The organism is Streptomyces sp. NPDC046303 (genome assembly GCF_055588085.1).
On sequence record NZ_JBVJFA010000033.1, the window covers coordinates 55,805 to 79,484 of the forward strand.

16 protein-coding genes and 1 pseudogene are annotated in these 23,680 nt (G+C 71.2%); 4 read left to right on the forward strand and 13 right to left on the reverse strand.

Features of this window, described 5'->3' with window-relative positions; genetic code table 11:
* Positions 1–8: 8 nt before the first annotated feature.
* Positions 9–1,808: a glycoside hydrolase family 6 protein gene (locus tag ACZ6I1_RS28090; protein WP_469291702.1), complete on the reverse strand. Its 1,800-nt coding sequence runs from the start codon at positions 1,806–1,808 to the stop codon at positions 9–11.
* Positions 1,809–1,823: 15 nt separating this feature from the next.
* Positions 1,824–3,356, reverse strand: coding sequence for a cellulase family glycosylhydrolase (locus ACZ6I1_RS28095; protein ID WP_469291703.1), 1,533 nt, complete (start codon positions 3,354–3,356; stop codon positions 1,824–1,826).
* 266 nt (positions 3,357–3,622) lie between these two features.
* Between ACZ6I1_RS28095 and ACZ6I1_RS28100 the strand changes: the two genes are divergently transcribed.
* The 4 genes and pseudogenes from ACZ6I1_RS28100 to ACZ6I1_RS28115 all read left to right on the forward strand — a co-directional run bounded on the left by ACZ6I1_RS28100 (position 3,623) and on the right by ACZ6I1_RS28115 (position 9,669).
* Positions 3,623–6,571 carry a glycoside hydrolase family 48 protein gene (locus ACZ6I1_RS28100; protein WP_469291704.1) on the forward strand — a complete coding sequence of 983 codons (2,949 nt, stop codon included), beginning with the start codon at positions 3,623–3,625 and terminating at the stop codon, positions 6,569–6,571.
* A 77-nt stretch (positions 6,572–6,648) separates the two neighbouring features.
* Positions 6,649–7,568: pseudogene (locus ACZ6I1_RS28105) on the forward strand (carbohydrate-binding protein).
* Positions 7,569–7,654: 86 nt separating this feature from the next.
* Positions 7,655–9,163, forward strand: coding sequence for a DUF4246 domain-containing protein (locus ACZ6I1_RS28110; protein ID WP_469291705.1), 1,509 nt, complete (start codon positions 7,655–7,657; stop codon positions 9,161–9,163).
* Between the two features lie 77 nt (positions 9,164–9,240).
* Positions 9,241–9,669 (forward strand): OsmC family protein, encoded by a 429-nt coding sequence (locus ACZ6I1_RS28115; RefSeq protein WP_469291706.1) that lies wholly within the window; start codon positions 9,241–9,243, stop codon positions 9,667–9,669.
* Positions 9,670–9,809: 140 nt separating this feature from the next.
* Here ACZ6I1_RS28115 and ACZ6I1_RS28120 read toward each other — a convergent pair whose 3' ends face one another.
* The 11 genes from ACZ6I1_RS28120 to ACZ6I1_RS28170 all read right to left on the reverse strand — a co-directional run bounded on the left by ACZ6I1_RS28120 (position 9,810) and on the right by ACZ6I1_RS28170 (position 23,299).
* Entirely contained in the window at positions 9,810–10,214 is a 405-nt protein-coding gene (locus tag ACZ6I1_RS28120; RefSeq protein ID WP_469291707.1) for an STAS domain-containing protein, read from the reverse strand.
* 213 nt (positions 10,215–10,427) lie between these two features.
* Positions 10,428–11,630 carry an amidohydrolase family protein gene (locus tag ACZ6I1_RS28125; protein WP_469291724.1) on the reverse strand — a complete coding sequence of 401 codons (1,203 nt, stop codon included), beginning with the start codon at positions 11,628–11,630 and terminating at the stop codon, positions 10,428–10,430.
* Between the two features lie 499 nt (positions 11,631–12,129).
* Positions 12,130–13,329 (reverse strand): threonine aldolase family protein, encoded by a 1,200-nt coding sequence (locus ACZ6I1_RS28130; protein WP_469291708.1) that lies wholly within the window; start codon positions 13,327–13,329, stop codon positions 12,130–12,132.
* A 100-nt stretch (positions 13,330–13,429) separates the two neighbouring features.
* Positions 13,430–14,716 (reverse strand): MFS transporter, encoded by a 1,287-nt coding sequence (locus ACZ6I1_RS28135; protein WP_469291709.1) that lies wholly within the window; start codon positions 14,714–14,716, stop codon positions 13,430–13,432.
* A complete protein-coding gene (locus tag ACZ6I1_RS28140; RefSeq protein ID WP_469291710.1) occupies positions 14,709–15,965 on the reverse strand; it encodes an ATP-grasp domain-containing protein in 1,257 nt (418 codons plus the stop codon). Before ACZ6I1_RS28140 ends, ACZ6I1_RS28135 begins: the two co-directional genes overlap by 8 nt.
* The gene (locus ACZ6I1_RS28145) at positions 15,962–17,593 is read right to left on the reverse strand and encodes a class I tRNA ligase family protein (protein ID WP_469291711.1); all 1,632 of its coding nucleotides are present in this window, start codon (positions 17,591–17,593) and stop codon (positions 15,962–15,964) included. Before ACZ6I1_RS28145 ends, ACZ6I1_RS28140 begins: the two co-directional genes overlap by 4 nt.
* Positions 17,590–18,699 carry an NAD(P)/FAD-dependent oxidoreductase gene (locus ACZ6I1_RS28150; protein WP_469291712.1) on the reverse strand — a complete coding sequence of 370 codons (1,110 nt, stop codon included), beginning with the start codon at positions 18,697–18,699 and terminating at the stop codon, positions 17,590–17,592. Before ACZ6I1_RS28150 ends, ACZ6I1_RS28145 begins: the two co-directional genes overlap by 4 nt.
* A complete protein-coding gene (locus tag ACZ6I1_RS28155) occupies positions 18,692–19,069 on the reverse strand; it encodes a cupin domain-containing protein (RefSeq protein ID WP_469291713.1) in 378 nt (125 codons plus the stop codon). Before ACZ6I1_RS28155 ends, ACZ6I1_RS28150 begins: the two co-directional genes overlap by 8 nt.
* Complete coding sequence (locus ACZ6I1_RS28160; protein ID WP_469291714.1) at positions 19,066–20,295, reverse strand: lysine N(6)-hydroxylase/L-ornithine N(5)-oxygenase family protein; 1,230 nt, start codon at positions 20,293–20,295, stop codon at positions 19,066–19,068. Before ACZ6I1_RS28160 ends, ACZ6I1_RS28155 begins: the two co-directional genes overlap by 4 nt.
* 16 nt (positions 20,296–20,311) lie before the next feature.
* Positions 20,312–21,574: an ATP-grasp domain-containing protein gene (locus ACZ6I1_RS28165; protein WP_469291715.1), complete on the reverse strand. Its 1,263-nt coding sequence runs from the start codon at positions 21,572–21,574 to the stop codon at positions 20,312–20,314.
* Between the two features lie 189 nt (positions 21,575–21,763).
* Positions 21,764–23,299, reverse strand: a complete 1,536-nt coding sequence (locus tag ACZ6I1_RS28170; protein ID WP_469291716.1) for a fused MFS/spermidine synthase — start codon at positions 23,297–23,299, stop codon at positions 21,764–21,766.
* Positions 23,300–23,680: the final 381 nt, after the last annotated feature.

Consider the following 23,680-nt stretch of genomic DNA (forward strand, 5'->3'; position numbering starts at 1 on the left):
CCGGTGCGTCACAGCGCCGGGTGGGCGTTCTTCAGGAGCTCCTGGAACTGGGCCGAGAACCACTGGCCCGCGAGCGGGGCGTCCGGGAGCGACCCGGACATGCTGTTTCCGTTGCGCACGTTGCCCGTGTAGGTCGGGTCGCACATGCGGTCGAAGCCCTTGCCCTCGTCGTTCGGGATCTCCTTGCTCGCCCCGTCCGACTCGCCCGGCGGCTTCATCCACACGTACGCGTCGATGCCCGCCGCCGGCGCTGCCTGCGGCCGCTCGCCGAGCCCGGCGCCCGACTGGTTGCACCAGTTGCCGAGGTGGAAGCGCCGGTCGTAGCGCCCGCCGTTGACGTACGTGTCGACGCTGGTCAGCGCCCCGGGTGCGGTCGGGCGGGCGGTGCCGCCCCAGCCGTTGCGGGAGGTGTCGATCAGCATGCCGAGGTTGGCGTCGAAGCCCAGGGAAACGAGCTTGGTCCGCATGGCCTGGGCGTAGGACAGTTCGTCGGTGTAACGGTTCCAGTCGACCCACTTCGACTGGCGCACGGAGGTGCCGTTGACGGAGTCCTCGATCTTGAAGTGGTCTTCCTTCAGGGCGCTGTAGTTGGCCGTGTTCACGATGAAACCGTGGACCTTGGACAGCGTGGAGCCCTCGGCGGTGGCCGCCTGCTTGAACATCTCCGCGGAGGGGCCGAAGTTGTCGTCCCAGCCGAGCCAGCCGTGGTGGCCGGCGTCCACGTAGTTGTAGACGTTGGCGATCGAGCCGAGCTTGTTCAGTGCGTAGCCGACGCCCGTGATGTAGTTGCCGTTGGCCTTCATCACATCGCAGTTGGGGGTGGCGGTGGGCCGCCCGGAGACGTTGGTGACCAGGTTGGGCAGGGAGTCGATCTCGACGGCGGTGACGATCCGCAGTCCCGCGTACTTGGGGTCGGCGAGGATCGTCGCGATCGGGTCGATGTACTGGGTCTTGTACTTGTCGATCTCGGTGGGACCCAGTTCGCCGTTGGAGGCGAGTGCGGAGCAGTCGCGGCCGGGCAGGTTGTAGATCACCAGCTGGACGACGAGCTCGCCGCTGCCCTTCTGTGCCAGGGCGGCGTCGAGGTGGGCGCGCAGCCCCATCCCGCCGTTGGCGCCCGCGATGGCGGCGGTGCGGTCCAGCCAGACGCCGGTGGGCTGGTTCGACACCTTGGTGCCGCCCGGCTCGGCGGCGGCCTTGGCGGACCACTCGGGGTTCACGTACATCTTGGCGCCGGCGTACGGGTTGTCGACCTTGCTGCCGGCGGGCGGCGGAGTGGTGGGCGGGGTCGTCGGCGGAGTCGTCGGCGGAGTCGTCGGCGGGGTGGTCGGCTCGGTGGCACCGTTGCAGGTGACGCCGTTGAGCTTGAAGGTGGCGGGGACGGCGTTCGTGCCGCTGTACGAGGCGTTGAAGCCGAAGGACGTCGAACCGCCCGTGGCCAGCGACCCGTTGTAGGAGGCGTTCTTGGCGGTCACGGCCGCCCCGGACTGGGTGATGCCGGCGTTCCAGCCCTGGGTGACCTGCTGGTTGCCCGCGTACGACCACTCCAGCGTCCAGGCGGCAACCGGGTCACCGGTGTTGGTGACGATGACGTTGGCGCCGAAGCCCGTGTTCCACTGGTTCGTGATCTGGTACTCGACCTTGCAGCCCGCGGCGGCGGCGCCCGCGGAGGTACCGAACACGGTGGCGGTGGCTCCGGCGGCCGTGACGAGGCTGAGGGCCGCCAGCAAGGCGGTGCGGCTGGTGCTGCGGCGGGTCGTGCGGCGGGGGGTCGTGGGGCTGGTCGTGCGTGCGGATGTGCGGCTCATTTCGTGGGGTGCCTTTCAGTTCAGGGCGCGCAGATGGTCGCGCAGCCCGGTGCCGAATGCGGTGGGTGTGCCGTCGTACGAGCTGATCAGGGCCGGTCCCGAGGAGCAGTTCCAGGTGTTCCAGGTCCAGCCGAGATAGGAGAGGGCCCGCGCGTCGAACCACGCCATGACGCGGTCGATGAACGCGTGTCCGCAGGTGTTCTCGCCGATTTCGCCGGCCACCAGCGGAACTCGGGCGGCGACAGGGGCGAGGGTGCTGTCCCAACAGGACTCGTTGGAACAGGTGTTGAAGTTGTAGACGTGCCAGGCGGCGGCCAGATGGCCCGTCGGATCGGTGGGGGAGTGGGCGAGCCACTGGCTCAGGTCGTTGGAGTACGCGATGCCGGGCACGAGGACGAGATTGGCGGCCCCGGTCGCACGGACGGCGTCGACCAGGTCCTGCATGCCGGCGACCTCGTAGGCGATGCCCGGGCACGTGCCACCGTCGCGCCAGCAGGTCCATGCCTGCGCGGTGGTGGAGGTCGCCCGGTCGGGGTACGGCTCGTTGAACAGGTCGAAGACGATCCGCCGGTCGTTCTTGAAGGTGTTCGCCACCGCGGTCCAGAACGCCGGGGTGTACTGGGCGTTCGGCATCGGCTTCTGGCAGGAGGCGTGGACGTCGGCGCAGCCCGAGGAGTTCCCGGTGTACTGGCCGTACGTCCAGTGCAGTTCGACGATCGGCGTCATGCCGTGCGCGAGGACCCGGTCGACCAGGCCCTTGACGGCGCTGATGTAGTTCGGGCCCCGGTACTCGGGCTTGATGTGGTCGAGGCCGAGCCAGCACTCCTCGTTGAGGGGGATGCGGACGGCGTTGGCCTTCCAGTCGGCGATGGCGCGCACCGAGGCGTCGTCGACGGGACCGTCGAAGATGCCGTGGCCCTGGACGCACATGAACTCGCCGCCGGAGCGGTTGACTCCGAGGAGGCGGCGGGTGGCGCCGTTCTGGTCGGTGAGGCGGTTGCCGGTGACGCTCAGTTCGGGCGCACCGGAGGCCGGGTCGGGGGGATCGGTCGGGCCGGTGGGCGTCGGCGTCGGCGTGGGTGTCGGGGTCGGGGTCGGGGTGGGCGTCGGGTCGTTGGGATCCGGCGCTTCGTTGCAGGCCGTGCCGTTGAGCGTGAACGCGGTGGGCGCGCTGTTGGTGCCCGACCAGGACGCGATGAAGCCGGTGGTGACGCTCGCGCCCGTACCGACCGACGCGTTCCAGCTCTCGTTCACGACCGTGATGCGCGTCCCGGACTGGGACCACTTCGCACCCCAGCCCTGACTGATCTTCTGGCCGTCGGAGAAGTCGAAGCCGAGGCTCCAACCATGGAGTGCCGCACTGTTGTTGGTGAGGGTGACGGAGCCTTGGAAGCCGTCGGTCCAGGACCCGGCGACGGAGTACTGAACGGTGCAGGCGGGCGGGGTTGCTGCTCCTGAGGCCGTACCGGCCACGGCGAGAGCGGTGCTCGCCAGGGCGAGCGCCGCCGCCCCGGCGAGCAGGGCGGACAGACGTGGGGGGTGTCGCATGAGCGACTCCTCGCAGTGAAGGCGCGCTCTGACGGCGCGCCGACTGACGGAATCGCTCCCACTGGTGGGGCCAGACGGTAGCGGCAACTGCCGCCGAACAACAGAGACGTTGAGCAATTTCCTTGACGGAATGTGTTCGACTCTTCACGTACCTTGACGCCCGTTGGATCCGGTCTGCACAGTGGGAGCGCTCCCACTGGTTCAGAACTTGTGCTCACGCTCTTCGCACCCCCCTCACTCCCCGAGCCGCGAGGAGAACCATCCCCATGCCAGCACACACACGGCCACACACACGGCCACACACACGGCCCAGGCGCAGCGGACGACGCCGGCTGCTGACCGCGTCGGTCGCGGCCCTCTGCCTCCCCCTCGGCCTGACGGCCGTCGGAGCCACCACCAGCCCCGCCGTGGCGGCGGCGGTGCAGTGCAGCGTCGACTACCGGACCAACGACTGGGGGTCGGGCTTCACCGCCGAACTCACCCTCACCAACCGGTCCGCCGCCCCGCTCGACGGCTGGACCCTCACCTACGCCCACACGGGCGACCAGCAGCTGACGAACGGCTGGAACGGCACCTGGTCCCAGTCCGGCAAGACCGTCAGCGTCACCGGCGCGGCCTGGAACCGGACGGTCGCCGCGGGCGCGGCCGTCACCGCCGGCGCCCAGTTCACCTACAGCGGTACCAACGCCGCCCCCACCTCCTTCGCGGTCAACGGCACCTCGTGCAGCGGAGCCCACCAGCCCCCGGTCGCCGTCCTGACCAGCCCCGCCGCGGGCGCCGTCTTCACCGAGGGCGACCCCGTACCGCTCGCCGCCACCGCCGCGGCCGCCGACGGAGCCACCGTCGGCAAGGTGGAGTTCTACAGCGACACCACGCTCCTGGGTACGGACACCACGGCGCCCTTCACCCTCGGCGCCACCGGCCTGGCCGCCGGCGCCCACTCCCTGTACGCCAAGGCCTACGACAGTCTCGGCGCCTCCGCCGAATCGGCCCCCGTCGGCATCACCGTCGCCGCCGGCCCCGCCCTCGTCGCCACCCCCGCCCACCTCACGGTGGGCCGGGGGCAGACGGTCTCCTTCGAGCTGAAACCCTCCACCCAGCCGGCCGCCAACGTCACGGTGAACGTCTCTCGCACCTCGGGCAACACCGACCTCACCGCGACGCCGGCCACGCTCACGTTCACCCCGGCGAACTGGAACACCGCCCAGAAGGTGACCGTCGCGGCCGGGTCCACCGGCAGCGGCTCGGCCGTCTTCACCGCGACCGCTCCCGGACATGCGAAGGCCGAGGTCACCGTCGCCCAGCTGGCCGGCGACTCCACGTACGAGGCCCGCTTCCTGGACCTCCACGGGAAGATCACCAACCCCGCCAACGGCTACTTCTCCCCGGAGGGCATCCCGTACCACTCCGTCGAGACGCTGATCGTCGAGGCCCCGGACCACGGGCACGAGACGACCTCGGAGGCGTACAGCTATCTGATCTGGCTCCAGGCGATGTACGGGAAGGTCACCGGGGACTGGACCAAGTTCAACGGCGCGTGGGACACCATGGAGAAGTTCATGATCCCCACCCGCGCCGACCAGCCCACGACCGGCTCCTACAACGCCTCGAAGCCCGCCACCTACGCCCCCGAGCACGACCTTCCGTCGCAGTACCCGTCCAGGCTCGACGGGCAGGTGGCCGCCGGCGCCGACCCGATCGCCGGGGAGCTGAAGAGCGCGTACGGCACGGACGACATCTACGGGATGCACTGGATCCAGGACGTCGACAACGTCTACGGCTACGGCAACGAGCCCGGAAAGTGCTCCGCAGGACCGACCGCGACCGGACCCTCGTACATCAACACCTTCCAGCGCGGGCCCCAGGAGTCGGTCTGGGAGACCGTTCCGCACCCCACCTGCGACAACTTCACCTTCGGCGGCAGGAACGGCTACCTCGACCTCTTCACGGGGGACTCCGCCTACGCCAAGCAGTGGAAGTTCACCAACGCTCCGGACGCCGACGCGCGCGCCATCCAGGCCGCCTACTGGGCCGACGTCTGGGCCAAGGAACAGGGCAAGGGGACCCAGGTCACCGCGACCGTCTCCAAGGCGGCCAAGATGGGCGACTACCTGCGGTACGCCATGTTCGACAAGTACTTCAAGAAGTCCGGGAACTGTGTCGGGCCGACCGCCTGCCCCGCCGGCACCGGCAAGGACAGCGCGCACTACCTGATGTCCTGGTACTACGCCTGGGGCGGCGCCGTCGACACCGCGGCCGGCTGGTCCTGGCGGATCGGCTCCAGCCACGCGCACGGCGGCTACCAGAACCCGCTCGCCGCCTACGCGCTCAGCGAGTACGCCCCGCTGAAGCCCAAGTCGTCGACCGGCGCGGCCGACTGGGCGACCAGCCTCGACCGGCAGCTGGAGTTCTACCGCTGGCTGCAGTCCGACGAGGGCGCCATCGCGGGCGGCGCCACCAACAGCTGGCAGGGGCGGTACGCACAGCCCCCGGCCGGGACCCCCACCTTCCACGGGCTGTTCTACGACGAGAAGCCCGTCTACCACGACCCGGCGTCCAACCAGTGGTTCGGCTTCCAGGCCTGGTCCATGGAGCGGGTCGCCGAGTACTACCGGCAGACGGGCGACGCGGCCGCCAAGACCGTGCTCGACAAGTGGGTCGGCTGGGCGCTGTCGAAGACCACGATCAACCCCGACGGCACCTATCGCATCCCCTCCACTCTCCAGTGGTCGGGTGCCCCCGACACCTGGAACGCGTCCAGCCCCGGCGCCAACGCGGGCCTGCACGTCACCGTCGCCGACTACACCGACGACGTGGGAGTGGCCGCCGCCTACGCCAAGACCCTGACCTACTACGCGGCGAAATCCGGACATGCCGAGGCCAAGCGCGTCGCCAAGGCCCTGCTCGACGGCATGTGGGCCCACCACCAGGACCCCCTGGGCATCGCCGTCCAGGAGACCCGGACCGACTACAACCGCTTCGACGACCCGGTGTACGTACCGGGCACGTGGACCGGCACCATGCCGAACGGCGACCCCGTGAACTCCTCGTCCACCTTCGCCTCGATCCGCAGCTTCTACCAGGACGACCCGGCCTGGCCGAAGATCGAGGCCTACCTCGCGGGCGGCGCCGCGCCCGTCTTCACCTACCACCGGTTCTGGGCCCAGGCGGACATCGCCCTGGCCATGGGCTCGTACGCGGAGCTGCTCGAATAACAGCCCGCCCCGCCTGGAGACGGCTCCGCGTACGACGAGGCCGGGCAGACCCGCTTTCCGGGTCTGCCCGGCCTCACGTGGCGTCCGATGGCCGCTCCCTCCTCAGCACCCGGCGGTACCGCCGCGGCCCCCCGATCCGCTACGAGGCCGAGAGTTCGCCGGCACTCTGCACCGGCACCATCGACTCCGACTGGGCCGGCTACTCCGGCAGCGGATTCTGCAACGGCAGCAACGCGGTCGGTGCGCACGCGCAGTTCACCGTGAACGCCCCCGCCTCCGGTACCGCGACGCTGAACGTCCGCTTCGCCAACGGAACCACCACCGCAAGGCCCGCGGCCGTCACGGTGAACGGCTCGGCCGCCACGTCGGCGTCGTTCGAGAGCACCGGCGCGTGGACGACGTGGGCGACGAAGACACTCACGGTGCCCGTCAGATCGGGCAGCAACACCATCCGGCTCAGCCCGACCGCCTCCGCCGGCCTGCCCCACATCGACTTCCTCGACGCCGAAACGGGCGACACCACCCCGCCGCCGTCCACCAACCGAGGACTTGCCGTGAACGGGTCGTACTGGCACGTCAAGGGCATCGTCGTCGAGCGCGCCGGCGACAACGGGATCATCGTCGGCGGCAGCCACAACATCTTCGAGCGCACCTCGACGACGGCTGGGACCTCTACACCAAGACCGACACCGGCCCCATCGGTCCGGTCACCATCGAGGACTCCCTCGCCTACGGCAACGGCACCCTCTCCGACGGCACCGTGAACTCCAACGGTGACCGCAACGGCTACAAGCTCGGCGGCGAGGACATCCCGGTCAACCACGTCGTCCGGCGCAGCATCGCGTACCACAACGGCAAGCACGGGTTCACCTACAACCAGTTCTGGTCCGGCTCGAACGGATCCCGGTGCTCCTCCTACGCCGGCGCCCTGAACTGGTCCTTCGCCGCCGACGGCCGCCTCGCCGTCACGTTCGGCGGCAATCGGGTAACCCCGTAGCCCCTCGGCCTTGACCACGAAGGGCCGTGTCAGTCGGCTGAAGTATCCTTCCCGCCACCGCACACCGACTGCAAGGACCCAGAGAATTGACCGGCCTGCCCGCTTTCCCGCTGCCCTTCCACGCCTCCCGTTCCATATCGTTCGCGACACCCCGGACGCTGCGGGAACTCCAGATGATGCAGTGCAGTGCACTGATCCGGGAGAAGGCGGGCTGGTTCGACAAGATGAACGATGCCGACATCGTCGCCAGGTGGACGCAGGAAGCGGTCGCCCAGGGCCTCACCGAAGCGCAGGTCCGCTACGTGCTGGCCGAACTCCGGCACTACGCCGCGCTGCGGGACGCACGAACCGGCATCGAGGTGTCCTCCGTCGACGGGGTGTGGCAGTCGGACACGCTGATCGACGACGAGCTCAACTCCCGGCTGCGCGAGGCGGTCCGGGTGCTGGAGCAGGTCCCCGAAACAGAACGGGACTGGCATCCCGGATCCGGCGGCCAGGTGCTGGACCTCGTGCACCCCTCGCTGTTCTGCCTGGTGAGAGACGTGAGCGGGGCGCCCGAGAGGGCGTGGCAGAACCCGACCGACCGCTACTCGAAGTACGAGTTCTCGGAAAAGTTCCAGTGGCTGCCCACGGACGTCGACGTCAGCGAAGACGGCGGCGTCGCCTTCCGCTCGTACGTCAACAACGTCCACCCCGAAAACCACCGCGAACTGGCCGCCGTCCTCCCCGACTTGTTCGCCCGCCTGCGCCCGCTGCTGGAGAACGTGCTCACCGACCTGCGCCATCCGCGGCCCCTGCGGATCCAGGCCGACCCCTACGGCTGGTACGACTCGGAGCCGGAGTATCCGGACAAGGCCTCCTCCGGCGATGACGGGGCCCACGCGGAAGCCGTCCGCGCATGGGAAGAGGCCCAGGACGACTGGTGGGAAAACCGCCGTCCGGTCATCCCGGACGCCCCGGCCTTCACCCCGCCCGAGCTGCCCGATGAATCCGCCCGCGTCGACCTGCGCGGGCGCGGCCTCCAGGTGATCGTCAAGCTCGCCACCATCCACCTGACCCCGGACGACCCCGAGTACACCGGCGGTTCCTGGCACGTCGAGGGGATGATGAACGAGCGGATCGTCTCGACCGGCATCTACTACTGGGACAGCGAGAACGTCACCGAAAGCCGGCTGGGTTTCCGGGCGGCACTCGACGACCCGTACTACGAACAGAACGACGACAACGGCGTGCGCGAGGTCTACGGCCTGGAGAACGAAGACGCGCTCAACCAGGTACTGGGATCCACAGCGACCCCGGCGGGCCGCTGCCTTGCGTTCCCGAACATCCTGCAACACCGCGTCGGCCCGTTCCGCCTCACGGACCCCACGCGCCCGGGGCACCGCAAGATCCTCGCGTTCTTCCTGGTCGAGCCGTCGCAGCGGATCGTCTCGACATCCGATGTGCCACCGCAGCAGCCGTGGTCCGACACCTCCACCATGACGCTCGAGCAGGCCAAGGACTACCGCGAACAGCTCATGCAGGAACGCAAGTTCTTCGTCGACGAACACAACGAACAGCTCTACGAGCGAGAATTCTCCCTCTGCGAGCACTGACGTCCAGGTCGGAACCCGTCCCCGGAGCCGGGGACGAGTTCCGGCCCGGCACGACGAGTCGGGGGTACGGTCGGGACATGACCGATGAATCACTGCGTTCCGTCACCGTCGAGCGGACCGGGCCGGGACTGTTCACCGCCACCAATGCCCGCGGGGGCACCATCACCTTCAGCACCGGCTCCGGCGACGGGTTCACGCCCGTGGAGCTGCTGCTCGCCGCGATCGGCGGGTGCTCTGCGGCCGATGTGGACGTCGCGACCTCACGGCACGCGGAGCCGGCCGTCTTCTCCGTCGACGTCAGGGGCCACAAGGTCCAGGACGAGGGCGGCGGGAACCTGATGACGGACCTCGAGGTCGCCTTCACCGTCGGCTTCCCCGACGGTGAAGGCGGCGACCGGGCCCGGGCGATCCTGCCGCGCGCCGTGAAGACCTCGCACGACAAGCTCTGCACCGTCAGCCGCACGGTGGAGGCCGGCACCCCCGTCACGACGAAGGTCACCGAGTAGGCCAGCGGCTGCGGCGTGAGCCGAGGAGGGGCTGGGCCGGCCACCGGCGCCCACGGATACCGATCTGCGTGGGCGCCGCACCCGTCCCGAGGAGTGGTAACCGCCGACCCGAGTCACTGACTACCGACCGCGCCGCCTCGCTAGACGCGGGACAGCCATCCGTCACTGAAATCCGAGAGGTCCCGCGCGCGCTGGGCCCGCTCCTCGAGCAGCCGGCGAAAGCCCGCCAGCGCATACCGCTCTCCGGTGGCCGAGCCGGGCCCGCGGATCCCGGCGACATCGGCCATGAGCTGCTGGGGCTGGGGCTGCCAGCCGATGACCAGGACGCGCAGCCGCAGGTTCTCCGCGCGCCGGTGCAGGGCCAGGAGATGGAGCAGGCCGGCGGTGTCCATGGACACCGCGCCGTGCAGGTCGACCATGAGGTCTCGCTCGTCAGCGGTGACGTCGTCCAGCGCCCGCTGGAGCGCTGCGCCCGCGTCCTCGTCGAGTGTCCCGGTGATGCTGACCAGGACCGTGCCGTTCCGCTGGATGTCCGTGGTGATCAATGCGTTCTCCTCCCGCCCGGGGCGCCGCGGCCCTCGGGGCCACTCCATCCTGGCGTGACGTTCCCCCGTACGGGTGTGAGGCTCGCTGACGTTCCGGCAGCAAACTGGCCGCACCCTGCCGCAAGCCGAGCCGCTCGCCTCGTGCTGCGGGACGGCCCTCGGTCCCGAGACCCGGCGCAACAACGCGTGCCTGTGGTCCTCGCCGTCTCGCCGCTACTGGGGAAGGCGCCGCTCCGGGTCGAGCGGGCGGCCTCCGGACAGGACCAGGCGAGCCGAGCGCAGGGCCTGAAGGTCGGAGAGCGGGTCGCCGTCCACGACGAGGAGGTCGGCGCGGTAGCCCACCCCGAGTCGGCCGGTGTCGTGGGAGATGCCCAGGGCCTCGGCCGCGCCCGTCGTGGCCAGGTCGATGATCTCGGACGGTGTCATGCCGATGTGCTCGAAGAACTCCAGGCTGGAGACGAAGCCGTCGAAGACGGCACGGGAGACCCCCGCGTCGGTCCCGGGCAGGAGCCGTACGCCGCGCTGCGCCATCCACCGGATCCGGTCGAACATCTCCTCGGCCCGTTTCCGCCCGAAGCGTTCCGCGAAGCCGCGCCAGTCGGGGCTCGCCGCCGGGCCGACGGCGATGCCCTGAGCGGCGATGGCGGCGACCAGGTCTTCGCGTACGTCGAATCCGTCCCGCGCCAGCCAGGTGCAGTGCTCGATGGTGTCGACCCCTGCGGCCACTGCAGCAGCGATGCCCTCCGTGCCGTGGGCGTGCGCGGCGATCGGCAGCCCGAACCGGCGGGCCTCCTCCACGACGATGCGCAGCTCCTCCGTGGTGAACTGCGCCTGCCAGACGGGCGGGCCGCCCTTGGTGATGCCGCCTCCGGTGGCCATCACCTTGATGAGGTCCACTCCGCTCTGCGCGTTGCGGCGGACCAGTGCCCTGATCGAGTCCGCCCCCTCGACCTCCCCACCGAGGAACCAACAGTGCCCGCCGGGCCCGGTCAGCGGCGTTCCGGCAGTCAGGATGCGCGGCCCGGGCACTCTGCCGCCCGCGATCTCGTCCCGCAGGCGGACGGCGAGCCCGCCCCGGTCACCGAGGTCGCGCGCGGTGGTCACGCCCGTGGCGAGGAGCTGCCTCGCCCGTTCGGCCATCCCGGCGTACAGCTCGGTGTCGGAGGCGGCACGCAGGGCTTCGACAGGCTCGGGCCCTGCGTCGAGCGCGAGGTGGACGTGCGCGTCGATGAGCCCAGGCAGCAGGGTGCCCTCCGGGAAGGCCAGCCGGGGCACTGCCTTCTCGGTCTGCGCTTCGACTTCGGCGCGCGGTCCGGCCGCCACGATCACGCCTTCGTCCACGAACACGGCACCGTCAGCGGTGACCCGCCTGCCGGGGCCACTCAACATCCGCCCCGCCGATATCACCGCCCGCATCATGCGCCTTCCTGGTAGCTCTGCAGCGCGTCCGACAGCACGACCAGCTGCCGGACGTCGTCTTCGAGGTCGCCGCCTCCGGGCAAAGGCAAGAGAGGAAAAGGCATTTTCGCCACTCCGCCGCTCGCCGGCGAATCAGCGTATGGCGCCCCGCCTTGACTCCCGGAGGGGACGAAAGTGCGGCACAGGCAATGCACAGCGTCACCGACCGGGAGGCCCTGTCCGACGGTGCTTTGAAATTCGTTGCCGTGGTGCAAAACAATCCAACAACGCTGCTCTGCCGGAGACCAGCAGAGATTTAGTCAATCTCGCGATCACGACGTGCCGAGCAGTCGAAGAACCGCCGGCCCGGCGGCCGCCCGTCAGCGGCGGAGCAGCCGCCTCAGGTGATCCGCGAGCTTGCTGCCGAGCCGTGGGACCTGGGACCGGACGACCTCTTCGTGCTTCTCCTGCCCGGGGGCCGGGGTGTTCGCCCGGCCCACCGGGCTTCCGCCGCCGGCTACTTCGTCGTGCGGTTCGCGGAGAAGGCGGGCGCCTTTCCCAGCACTTCGATCGTCTCTTCCATCTCCCGGACCCTGCGGCGCAGTTGCACCAGTTCCTCGCGCTCGGCCGTGGTCAGGGCGTCCGTCGGCCCTTGGCCTCGCTCCGCCGCCAGTTCCTCGGCGATGGCCGCCGCGAACGCGTCCACGTCGGCCTCGGTGGTGTCGAAGGAGGTCATCCAGCGGACCTCGCCGGCCTGCTCGTCCCACGTGTAGAAGCGGAAACGCTTCTGGAGGCGCTCGGTGACGGCCGGCGGCAGCACGGCGAAGATCTGGTTGGCCTGCACCGGGCGGGCGATCTCCAGGCCCGGCAGTTCGCGCACCGCCTCGTACAGCCGCTGGGTCATCGCGTTGGAGCGGGCCGCCGAGCGCAGCCACAGGTCGCCGCCGAGCAGCGCCTCGAACTGCACCGACAGGAAACGCATCTTGGAGCCCAGCTGCATGCTCGTCTTGCGCAGGTGGGCCATGCCGCGCACCGCGTCCTGGTTGAGTACGATCACCGCCTCGCCGAAGAGCAGCCCGTTCTTGGTGCCGCCGAGCGAGAGGACGTCCACGCCGGCGTCGGTGGTCATCTCACGCAGGGACACGCCGAGGGTGGCGGCGGCGTTGGCGAGCCGGGCTCCGTCCAGGTAGACGAGCATGCCGAGGTCGTGCGCGTGATCGCAGATCGCACGGATCTCGTCCGGCGTGTAGCAGGTGCCGAGCTCGGTGGACTGGGCGATCGAGACGACCTTGGGCCGGGCCCGGTGCTCGTCCTCGAAGCCCCATGCCTGACGGTCGATCAGCTCGGGGGTGAGCTTGCCGTCCCCTGTGGGCACCGTCAGGAGCTTGATCCCGGCGACCTTCTCGGGCGCCCCGCCCTCGTCGACGTTGATGTGGGCCGACTCGGCGCAGACCACGGCCTCCCAGCGGTCGAGCATGGTCTGGAGCGCGACCACGTTCGCGCCGGTGCCGTTGAAGACCGGGTACGTGTGCGCGGTGGGGCCGAAGTGGCCGCGCACCACTTCCTGGAGGCGCTCGGTGTAGACGTCGGCGCCGTAGCTGACCTGGTGGCCGCCGTTGGCCAGGGCGATCGCCGCAAGGACCTCGGGGTGCGCGCCCGCGTAGTTGTCGCTGGCGAAGCCGCGCTCGTCCGGGTCGTGTCGTCGCTGAACGGTCATGGTGCTCGCTTACCTGTTTCGGTTGTACGGGTGTGACACATGTGGTGCGGACGGGCGCGCCGGCCGGTCCGCTCGGGCCGGTCCGCGCGGGCCGGTCCGCTCAGGTCGGCGCCGGCGCCGGCTCCGTCCGCGCGCGGGCCTTCTCCAGGCCCCGCGCCAGCGGCGGCGCGGTGAGCCCGAGCAGGGCGAAGAGGGCCGCGAGGACCAGCCAGCCGGTCGCCGCCGCGCCGACGACCAGGGAGGTCATCAGCCACGGCCCGGCGAACTGCTGCAGCCCGCGCCCCAGGGAGAACACCGCCTGGTACTCCCCCTGCCGGCCCGCCGCGGCGAGCCCGAAGGACAGGCCCCAGCTCGCCGACGCCTGGTACAGCTCGCCGAGGACGAGCACCAGCGCGCCACCCAGCAGGGCCGCGCTGTCCAGGAGCGGGCCGTGCCCCCCGCTCACCGCGAAGACCAGGCAGGACGCCCCCAGCGCCCACCCCGCCCAGCGCAGCATACGAGCCGCCCCCGCCGGGGTACGAGCGCCCCTGCTGACCGTGACCTGGAACAACAGCACCAGGACGGTGTCCAGGATCAGCACTCCCGACACCAGCAGCGCGGGCGCGTCCGTGCTCGTGACGATCCACAGCGGCAGACCGACCGTCAGCAGCGGGTGGTACAGCTCCAGAGCGCCGCACACCAGCGCGACCGCCACGTAGCGCACGTCCCGCAGCGCGCCGCTGCGCAGCACCCCGCCCGGCGCCTCGTCGGTGGTGGCCCGGGGCCCGGCGCCCGCGGGCAGCCGCATCCCGAGCAGCACGGCGACGGAGACCAACTGGAGCGCGGCGTTGGCGAGAACGGTGGCGTACAGGGCGGTCGAGGTGCCGGCCGCGATGGCGGCTCCGGCCAGCGCGGCGCCGCCGAGGAAGCCCAGGTTGAACAGGCTGCGCATCTGCGCGCTCACCCTGACCCGCTCCGCCTCGCCCACCAGCGCGTCGGTGAGCGACGCCTGGAGCGCGCCCGCCGAGGTCTCCAGGACCGCGACGGCGCAGGCGACCGCGAGGAACGCGGCGAAGCCGTCCACCAGGCAGTACGCGGTGAAGCAGGCGGCCGCGAGCAGGAAGTTGACGGTGAGCACCCGGCCCGCGCCGAGCCGGTCCGCGAGCCGGCCGATGGGCACGGTGCAGACCAGACCGCAGAGCCCGGCGACCGACAGGGCGAGGCCCACGCGCTGGGCGGGGATGCCGATGGTCCGGGTGAAGAACACGGCGCTGGAGGTGAGGAACACCCCGAGCCCCAGGGACTGGATGAGGGTGAGGACGCCGAGTCTGCGCGCGTTCCCGGCGGCCGGAAGGGTCTCCCGGAACCAGGCGTGCAGCACGGCGCGGTACCGGCGTGCCTCAGCCATGCGGCGCAGCTTCCTCGGCCCGCTCGGCCCGCTCGGTCCGCAGCCCGTACACCTCCATCGCGGTGTGCACGGCGGCGCGCACCGCGGCGGCGCTCCGCCCCCGGAACCGGAAGATCCCGCAGCCCTCGTCATAACTGCCGGGCCCGGTCATGATCTGGCCGATGGCGGGCAGTTCCTCGTGGTAGACCTCGGGGACGGCCGACCCGGGCGAGGTGCGCGCGACGACCCGTCCGGGCAGCTCGCGCGGAGCGGGGTAGATCAGCCAGCCGCCGGCCCGGGGCCCGACCGGTTCGGACGGCTGCCACAGCGGGGGCAGGCCCAGGGCCGCCCGGAACGCCTCGGCGAACAGGTCGATGCCGTAGAGGTCGACGTGCAGGAACGGCACCTGCGCGCCGCCCGGCCGCAGCCCGACCTCCAGGAACACCAGCTCGCCCCCCGGACGCCGGATCGCCTCCAGGTGGAACGCGCCGTCGCGCAGCCCGAGCGCCCTCAGGCAGCGGTTGGCGAAGGTGGTGAGTTCGTCGTGTGCGGGGCCGGGGTCGAGCAGGACCGAGCCGAGCGGGCGGCCGTGTGCGTAGTCCAGGCAGGTGTGGACGTACTGGGAAGCGGTGACGAAGTGGAGGCGGCCGGAGCGGCGGACGCCGTCGACGTGGAAGATGTCCCCGTCGACGTACTCTTCGCACTCGTACGCCTCGGGGTCGACGCCCTTGAGCGCGTCACGCAGTTCGTCGACGCCGCGGACGACCGTGACTCCCTGGGAGCCCGCCGCGGCGCGCGGCTTCAGCACCAGGGGCAGACCGCCGAGGGCGTCGACGACCGCCTCCGCCGAGGGCGCGTCGTCGAGGCGCCGGAACCGGGGAACCCGCAGTCCGGCCCCGCCCACCGCGCGCTTCATGGCCAGCTTGTCCTTGAACCGCTCGACGAGGTCGAGACCGTAGCCGCCGCGAACGCCGAGCGCGGCCGAGAGCCGGGCGGCCGTCAGGATGTCGTACTCGGACTGCCCGAAGACGACCTCGGGCGTGCCGTGCCGGTCCGCGATCTCCCGTACGAGGGGGAGCAGGTCGTCGTGGGCGAGGCTGTCGCGCACATGGACCTCGGTCGCCCCGTCCTGGTCGAGCGCGGGCAGCCCGCCGGGCGTGGTGAGGTACACCATCCGGCAGGGGTGGCCGTCGAGGAAACGGTGGTATTCGCCGAACTCGTCGCCGGAGCGGTTGAGGACGACGTACAGCGGTGTGGTCCGGTCGGTCACGCGTCCACTCCCGGTCGCAGGGTGTCGGGCAGGCAGGAGTCCAGATCGGCGGCGCTCACCCGGCCGAAACCGGGCGCGGGCAGGTCCCGGTGGGCCGGGGTCCTGGCGAGGAAGGCCGCCGCGCGAGGCTCACCGGCGCCGCCGAGGCGCTGCCAGAGGAGCTCGGCGAGGTCCGGCATCACCGGGAACGCCAGCAGGGACAGGCCCTTGAGCCACCAGTAGGCGCCGTCCTCGGCCGCGTGGGCCACCGCTTCGTCGGCGCACCAGCGGTCGAGCGCCGCGACCGCGCGCCGCGTCGAGATGCGGGCGGCGTCGAGCGCCGCGGACTGCTCGGCGAGCAGGGATTCCAGCAGGTCGGCGACGGCCGGGGCGGGCGGCTGCGGCGGCCCCTCGGGCAGCCGGCCCCAGGCGGCGTCGATCCGCTTGCCGAGGCCGTCGGCGAGCGTGGCGTTCGCGGTGTGGAGGAAGTCCGCCGTTTCGAAGCTCGCCGCCCCCGACTCCAGATCGGCCCCGGCGAGGTAGTAGCGGACGGTGTCCACGCCGATGGCGGGCGACGCGGCGATGTCCGCCGCCCAGATGGCGTGCCGGGCGCTGGTGGAGAACTTCCGCCCGGCCAGCTGGTAGAAGTGGTTGATCAGGCACCGGTCGTACGGCTTCATGTCGCCGTGCAGCAGGCTGGTGCCGACGATCGAGACCAGGGTGGGGATCACGTTGTCGATTCCCAGGGTGGTGAGGGTGGTGACCCCGGAGTCCGGGTCGAAGGCGTTCACGCCGGTGCCGGAGAGCCGGCCGTGGACGGCGCCGGCGAGGCGGGCGAACATGAAGATCCCGGCGTACGGGAAGAGGGCGCGCGGCACGTCCGGCTCGGGCGCGGGCAGCGGAAGTCCCCACGTCTGCGGGGCGCTCAGCCGTACGGTCAGGCCGTCGCGCTCCAGGAAGCGCGCCACGGTCGCCCGGTAGCGGTCGGCGACGCCCAGGTCCACGAGCGTGCTGTCCAGGAGGTCGCGGTCCGGTAGCCGCAGGAAGAGGCTGGAGATCTCCCGCCAGGTCAGCGGCCCCTCGTCGAGCAGGGGGCGCGGCTCGACGACCGACTCGGGCAGGAAGTGCGCACTGCACTCCTCGCAGAAGTAACTGGCGATGCCCGCACCGCAGTCGGGGCAGCGGCCCTGGAGCCAGCCGCCCACCACCCAGCGGTCCGACGCCGCGCAGTGGGGCACCCGTTCGGTGCGCGTCAGCACCGCGCCCCGGGCCGTCAGCCGCTCGATCGAGGCGGCGACCTCCTGCTCGAACTGCTCGCGCCACGGCTGCTGATCGGGGACGATGAACGCGTCGACGCCGATGCGCAGCGCGGCCAGGTCGTCCTGGATGCGCTGTCCGTAGCGGGCGGCGACCTCGCCGGGCGTGGAGTCCTCGGCATGCGCCCTGAGCGTCACGTACGACTCGTACACATCGCTGCCGGTGATCACCAGCGGCAGGTCGCCCCGGACCCGCAGATGCCGCGCGATCATGTCCGACCACAGGAAGGGGCCGCCGATGTGGCCGAGGTGCAGGGGGCCGTTGGGTGTGGCCTCGGGAGGCACCAGGAGGTAGTGCCGAGGGGTGTGGGTGTCCCCGGTCAGCAGGCTCATGTTCGCGTTCTCCCGTCGAGCAGGTTCAGTGCGTCCTCGGCCATGGCCGGGGCGAGTCGGTAGCCGGAGCCGGAGCCGCCGATGGCCATGACCACGTCGTCGCCGCCGACCGTGTCCACGACCGGCAGGTGGCCGGGGGTGAAGCAGTCGCTGAAGACGCGGCCGCCGAGCAGGTGCGGCAGGAATCCCGGTACGTGCCTGGCGAGCAGGGCCCGGGCGAGTTCCCGGTCGCGGGCGTCGATGGCGAGTGGTTCGTCGGGGCCCCGGTCCCAGTCGGGCGAGGTGATGCTGAAGATCCAGTGGCCGCCGGGACGGTGGGGCAGCAGGAAGGCGTCGGCGTCCTCCAGGACCAGTGCCGGGGCACCCGGCGGGGGCGGCGTCATGATGTGGAACGCCACCACCTTCTTGACCCGGGCCCCGCGCGCGCGGGCGGCCGCCGCCACCGCCACCGGGCCGTCGAGGACCCAGGGGCCGGGCGCGAGGACCGCCTGGGCGGCGGTGATCCGGCTGCCGTCGGCGGCGACCAGTTCGACGCGCCCGCCCGTACGGCGGACTTCGGTGACCCGGAAGCCCTCCAGCAGGGTGTTGTCCGGGCGGCCGAGGACCTCGCCGAGAAGCCGGTCGGTGAGCCATTGCGGCTGACCTGCCGTCATGGGTGCGGTGGCCAGCAGGACTTCGTCGCCGCCGTGGGCGAGGCCGGGGAACGTCCGCTCGAGCAGGGCCCGTTCCACCCCGGTGACCGGGCGGGTGCGGCCGCCGTCGGCCATGGTCGCGTCGAGTGCGGCCGTGTTCTCGCGCGCCACCAGCCAGCGGACGTCGACCGGCGTGCGTCCGGCGCCGCCGAGTCCGGCGGCGAGCTCGTCGAAGAGCGCGGTGCTGCGGGCGGCCAGGGCGCGCTGGGCCGGGTTGTGCCCCGTGGGCGTGTCGAACCCGGCCGAGAAGCGGGTCGCGCCCGTCCCCCGTCCGGTGTGCGTGATCACGGCGACGCGGCGGCCCGGGTCCCGGCGCACGGCGTAGTACGCGGCGAGGGCGCCGACCGCGCCCGCGCCGACCACGGCGAGGTCGTAGGGGGGCGCCCCACCGGTCCCGGCGGTGCGCTCACTCATGGGGCGCCGACCACCAGAAGGAGTAGATGACCAGTTCCTCGCCCCGGTCGGCGAAGACCTCGTGGACGGCCTGCGAGGCGAAGCCCACCACGGAGCCGGGCCCGACGGGCGACCGTTCGCCGTCCACGTCCAGGGTGCCGGACCCGGCGTGGACCACCCAGATCTCCTGGACCGCGTGCTGGTCGGGCGAACTGGTCCCGCCCGGCGGCACGGTGAAGCGGGCCGCTTTGAACGGCACGCGGGGGAAGACCGAACGGGCGAAGTCCGCCTCGGCGACGGTCACGCCGTCGGCTTCCACCTCGGTCGGACCGAAGGGGACCAGGGCGCCGGCCGCCTCGGCCTGGAACTGCGCGACCTGACGAGCGGTCATACGGGATACCTCGTCTCACCCAGCATGCTGTTGAGGATGACCGCGCTGCGCCAGGCGAGCAGGCTGAGATTGGGATCGGCGACGCCCCAGGAGTGCCGGGCGCCGTTCTGGAGGTAGATCCGGTTCTCCGCAGGCCCGTCCCATGCGACCGAGAAGTCGTTGCCGACGACGAGCATCCCGCCGTCCCGCCGCAGCCGCGCGTCCAGCGGAGCCATGAAGTCCGGCAGGGCGTAGGCGTATCCGGTGCTCAGGATCACGATGTCGGCGGCGAGCACGGCGGGTGCGTCCGGGCCCGAGGACCTGACGACGAGCTTCCATTCGTCGGGGCCGCCCTCGATCGCGGTGACCGCGCAGTCCGCCAGGAAGCGCAGCCTGCCGGGATTGTTCTCGATGAACTCGTCGCGGTAGCTCAACCGGTAGATGTCCTGGAGGACTTGGAGGTCGATGCCGTCGCTGGTGTACTTCTGCCGCTCCAGGAGCCGGGCCTTGTGATCGGCGGGCAGCGCGTGGAAGCGGCGTACGTACTCGGGCGTGTAGAGGTCGTTGGCGAACGGCGAGTCGTCCATCGGCAGGAACGACGAGCGCCGGCTGACCCAGGTGATGCTCTCGGGGGCCGCGCCGGCCGCCAGGTGGCGCACGATCTCCGCGCCGCTCTGGCCGCCGCCGACCACGACGACCCGCCGTCCGGTCACCTCGGGGGCCCGCAGCAGGAACTCCCCGGAGTGGAAGACGGTGGGCCCGAGGAAGGGGCGGAACGGCTCGGGGACGGAGGGGGTGAGCCCCGTGCCGAGCACGAGGTGACGCGCCGTCACTTCCTTTTCGCCGGTACGGAGGTGGAAGGTCCCGTCGTGGAAGTCCACGCTGCGTACGTCCGCCCCGAACGTCAGGCCCGGCAGCCGCCCGGCCACCCACTGGAGGTACTGGTTGAACTCGGCGCGCAGGACGGCCGGGAAGTCCGCGGCCAGGAACCGGTAGAGCCGGCCCTCACTCGCGAGGAACGACAGGAACGAGAAGGGGCTGGTCGGATCGACCAGCGTCACCAGGTCCTTGAGCAGCGAGACCTGGAGGGTGGCCTCGGGCAGCAGCAGTCCGGGGTGCCAGGAGAAGCTCTCACGGCGTTCCAGGTGGGCGCCGCGCAGCCCTTCGACGGGATGGGCGAGCGCGGCGAGGCTCATGTTCGCGGGGCCGATGCCGACGGCCGCGTAGTCGAGTATGGGGGCGTTCATGGTGGGATCCGCCGGGTCAGGCCGGGACGACGAGGTCGCCGAGCGCCTGCCAGCGGTCGAGGGCGCCCTGCGGCGAGTCGGCGGTGAACAGGGCGTGGCCGAGGCGCGAGCGGCAGTCCTCGACGCCCGGGATGGTTTCACCCGGCGCGAAGTACACGGCGGTCTCGGTGACTTCCGGCAGCGCCTCCAGCTCCGGCCACCCGGTGAGCTCCCGGTACGAGGAGCGGCCCGCGGCGGAGAAGAAGCGGATGCCGGCGCTCTCGGCCTGCGGCCGCGCGAAGGCACCGGCCGCCTCCAGTCCGATGCCGAGCGCGAGCGCGACGGCCACCCTGGGCAGGCTGACGCCGGTCACCAGCCGCAGCAGCTCCACGATCCGGTCGCCCGGCAGCCGGGCGCCGATCTCGATGAGCACCGGACCGTCGGCGGCCAGGCGCAGTTCGCAGTGGAAGGGGCCGCTGGTGATGCCGACGGCGCGGACGACGTCGCCGACGTACGCCTCGACGCCCTTCAGGGTGGCGTCGTCGACCAGGGCCGGGGTGAGGTGGCCCAGCTCCACGAAGTCGGGCTCGGGGCCGAGCAGCGTGCGGCTGAGGGCGACGACGGTGACCTCGCCGCTGTCCAGGACATAGCCGTCAGCGCTGAACTCGGGGCCCTGGACGTACTCTTCGACGAGCACCCGGTGCTCGTGCAGCTTGCCCATGTCGGGCTCCGGGTCGGTCACGAGCCGCTGGAACGCGGCGGTGAGCTGGTCCAGGTCGTCGGCGCGGCTGACGTGGATGCTGCCGGAGCAGGCGACCGGCTTCAGCACGCAGGGGAAGCCGACGCGTTCGGCCGCGGCGCGCAGTTCGGCGTCGTCGGTCGCCTGGGCGAAGCGCGGGGTGCGCAGCCCGGCCTCCGCCACGGCGGCCCGCATGACGCTCTTGTCCCGGACCCGGTCGACGGTCGCCACGGGCAGACCGGGCAGGTCCAGTGCGGCGGCGACGCGCGCGGTCGCCGTCACATAGATGTCGGAGCCCGGCAGCACCGCCTCGAACGGCTCGGCCCGGTGCAGTTCGAGCACGGCCGCTTCGAGAGCGGCCTGGTCGTTGGTCTCCACCGTCAGCACCGAGTCGGCCGCCGCGCGCACGGCGTCGGAGAGCCGGCGGTCGCCGGAGTCGGCGGTGGCGACGACGACCCGCAGTCCCATCTCGGCCGCGACGCCGATCAGGGTGGCGCCCCCGGAAGAGGCGGGTTCGACCACCAGGACGCGGGCAGGACGAAGTGCATCTGTGTGCGGCAAAGCGAAATCCCCCGGGCAGAGCTGTACGGACCGGTTTGATGATCGCGGTCCTGTTCGCGATCTTTCTATCCGGCGCCTTGGTCCCGGTCAATGGATCACCGCAAAAATCTCCGCGAGAGCGCACCCGAGCCGCAGATCTTCCGGAACGAGAGCCCTGTCAGCGCCCGTTCGGCTCGGACGCGTGTCCTGTCACCGGCTGTTCCGCGAGGCATGGGGCTGCAGGAGCTGGTCGACAGGTGCGTGGTCGTCGGTGAGCGGTCGGGCATCGCCGATCCACGAGGTGAGGTCGTCGCCCGTGGAGATCTTCCAGCCGGTCTGCCGGGCGTCCAGAGCTTCCTGGGTCGCACGGACGTCGACGGGCCGGTCGGAGGCGAGCACCACCAGATTGCCGCCCTCGGGGGTGGCCGTCGGGTCGAGGCCGATGTCGGCGGGTTCGCCGACGAGGGCGACGTGTTCGAAGCTTCCGCTGAGCGTGGCTACTTCGGCACGTGCGAAGGCCATGCCACCGTGGTCGATGAGGTTGGCCACGTACAGGCCGTCTTCGTTGAGCACCCGCCGTACGTCGGCCATCGCCTCCACCGTGGTGAGGTGCCACGGCACGCTGACGCCCCCGAAGGCGTCACCGACGACGAGGTCACGACTGCCGGCGTCCAGTCGCCGCAGGCCGAGCCTGCCGTCCTCGACGCGTACCTCGATACCGCCTTGCGCTCTCAGACCCAGTTGGTCGCGGTCGATGCGCGCGACCCCGCCGTCGATCTCGGACACAAGGCTGCGCGTCCCGGGTCGCGTGGCCGCGAGGTAGCGGGGAAAGGTGAGCCCGCCGCCGCCCAAGTGGTGTGCGGACAGCGGCTTGTCGGGGGGAAAGGCGGCATCGACCACGGACGCGATGGCGCGCACGTACGCGAACTTGAGCAAGGTCGGGTCGTCGATGTCGACGTAGGAGTGCCGCACGCCGTCCAGGACGAGCGTGCGGCCGCTGCCCCGGTCGGGGTCTGCGACGACCCGTGCGCAGTGGTATCGGGTCTCCGTGTCGCAGCCGCCCGGTGCGACCGTGGTGGCGAGGCCGCCGGCAACGACCACGAGCGTCAGGGCAGGCGTGCCGCGCCACCCGCGCGTTCGCCACTCGGCCAGCGCCGAGCCGATCACCAGCAGGGTGCCGAGGCCGATCAGGATGCCGCTGACCGGCAACCGCGAAACGAGGACGAAGCCGGTGAGGACCGTGCCGACGATGGCGCCGACGGTCCCGACGCCGGACAGCCGGCCGACAACCGTTCCGGTTTCGGCGAGGCTGGTGAGACGCAACTTCGTCACGATCGGCGTCACCGCGGAGAGCAGCGCGCCGGGCACGAGGATGGTCAGCGCCGCGATCAACAAGAGCAGCGCCGGTGCCCACTCCGCGGTAGTGCGCAGCACGGCAGGGGTGAGCGCGACGACCGCTCCCGACACCCCCAGCGAGGGGCCGATGAGCCGGCGCGGATCGACCTGGTCGGCGATGCGCCCACCCAGCCAGGAGCCGAAGGCGATCGCGGTGAGGGCGATGCCGATGACCATGGTGCTGGTCTCGAGGGTGAGGCCGAGGTAGGGAGCCAGTAGCCGCAGAGCGACGATCTCCACCACCAGGACCGCGGCCGACGACGCGAACACGAGCACCGCAGCGGCACGGGGGCCCAGGCCGTGGTGGTGAGGCGTGCCCTCGGCGACGGGCGAGGAGGACGATCTGGTCACGGCCGACATCCTTGCACGCGACTCATCGGCGGCATGGCGAAAACCCTCATTCGACCGGATACGGGTACATGCGGGCTCTTCGCCCGCCAGGGAAGGGTGTGCGCACCTCGTGAAGACGTTTGGCGGACTTTTGGAGAAACGATGGCGGCCCTCGACAGGATGAGCACGTCCGCATCACCCACTGGTGTGAAGGAGGTGTCCTGATGAAGAAGATCCAGGTGCGCAAGGCCGGTCCGGTCCGCCTGACGTCCTCGGCTTGCAGCGTGTACACGAACCCCAACTGATCCCGGATCAGATGAGCTCTGGCCCCTAGCAGGCCAGGGCCGCGGTGCCGTCGTGCCGGTGGCAGCCCGAGGCGACTCGGGCTGCCTCGCCGGGACC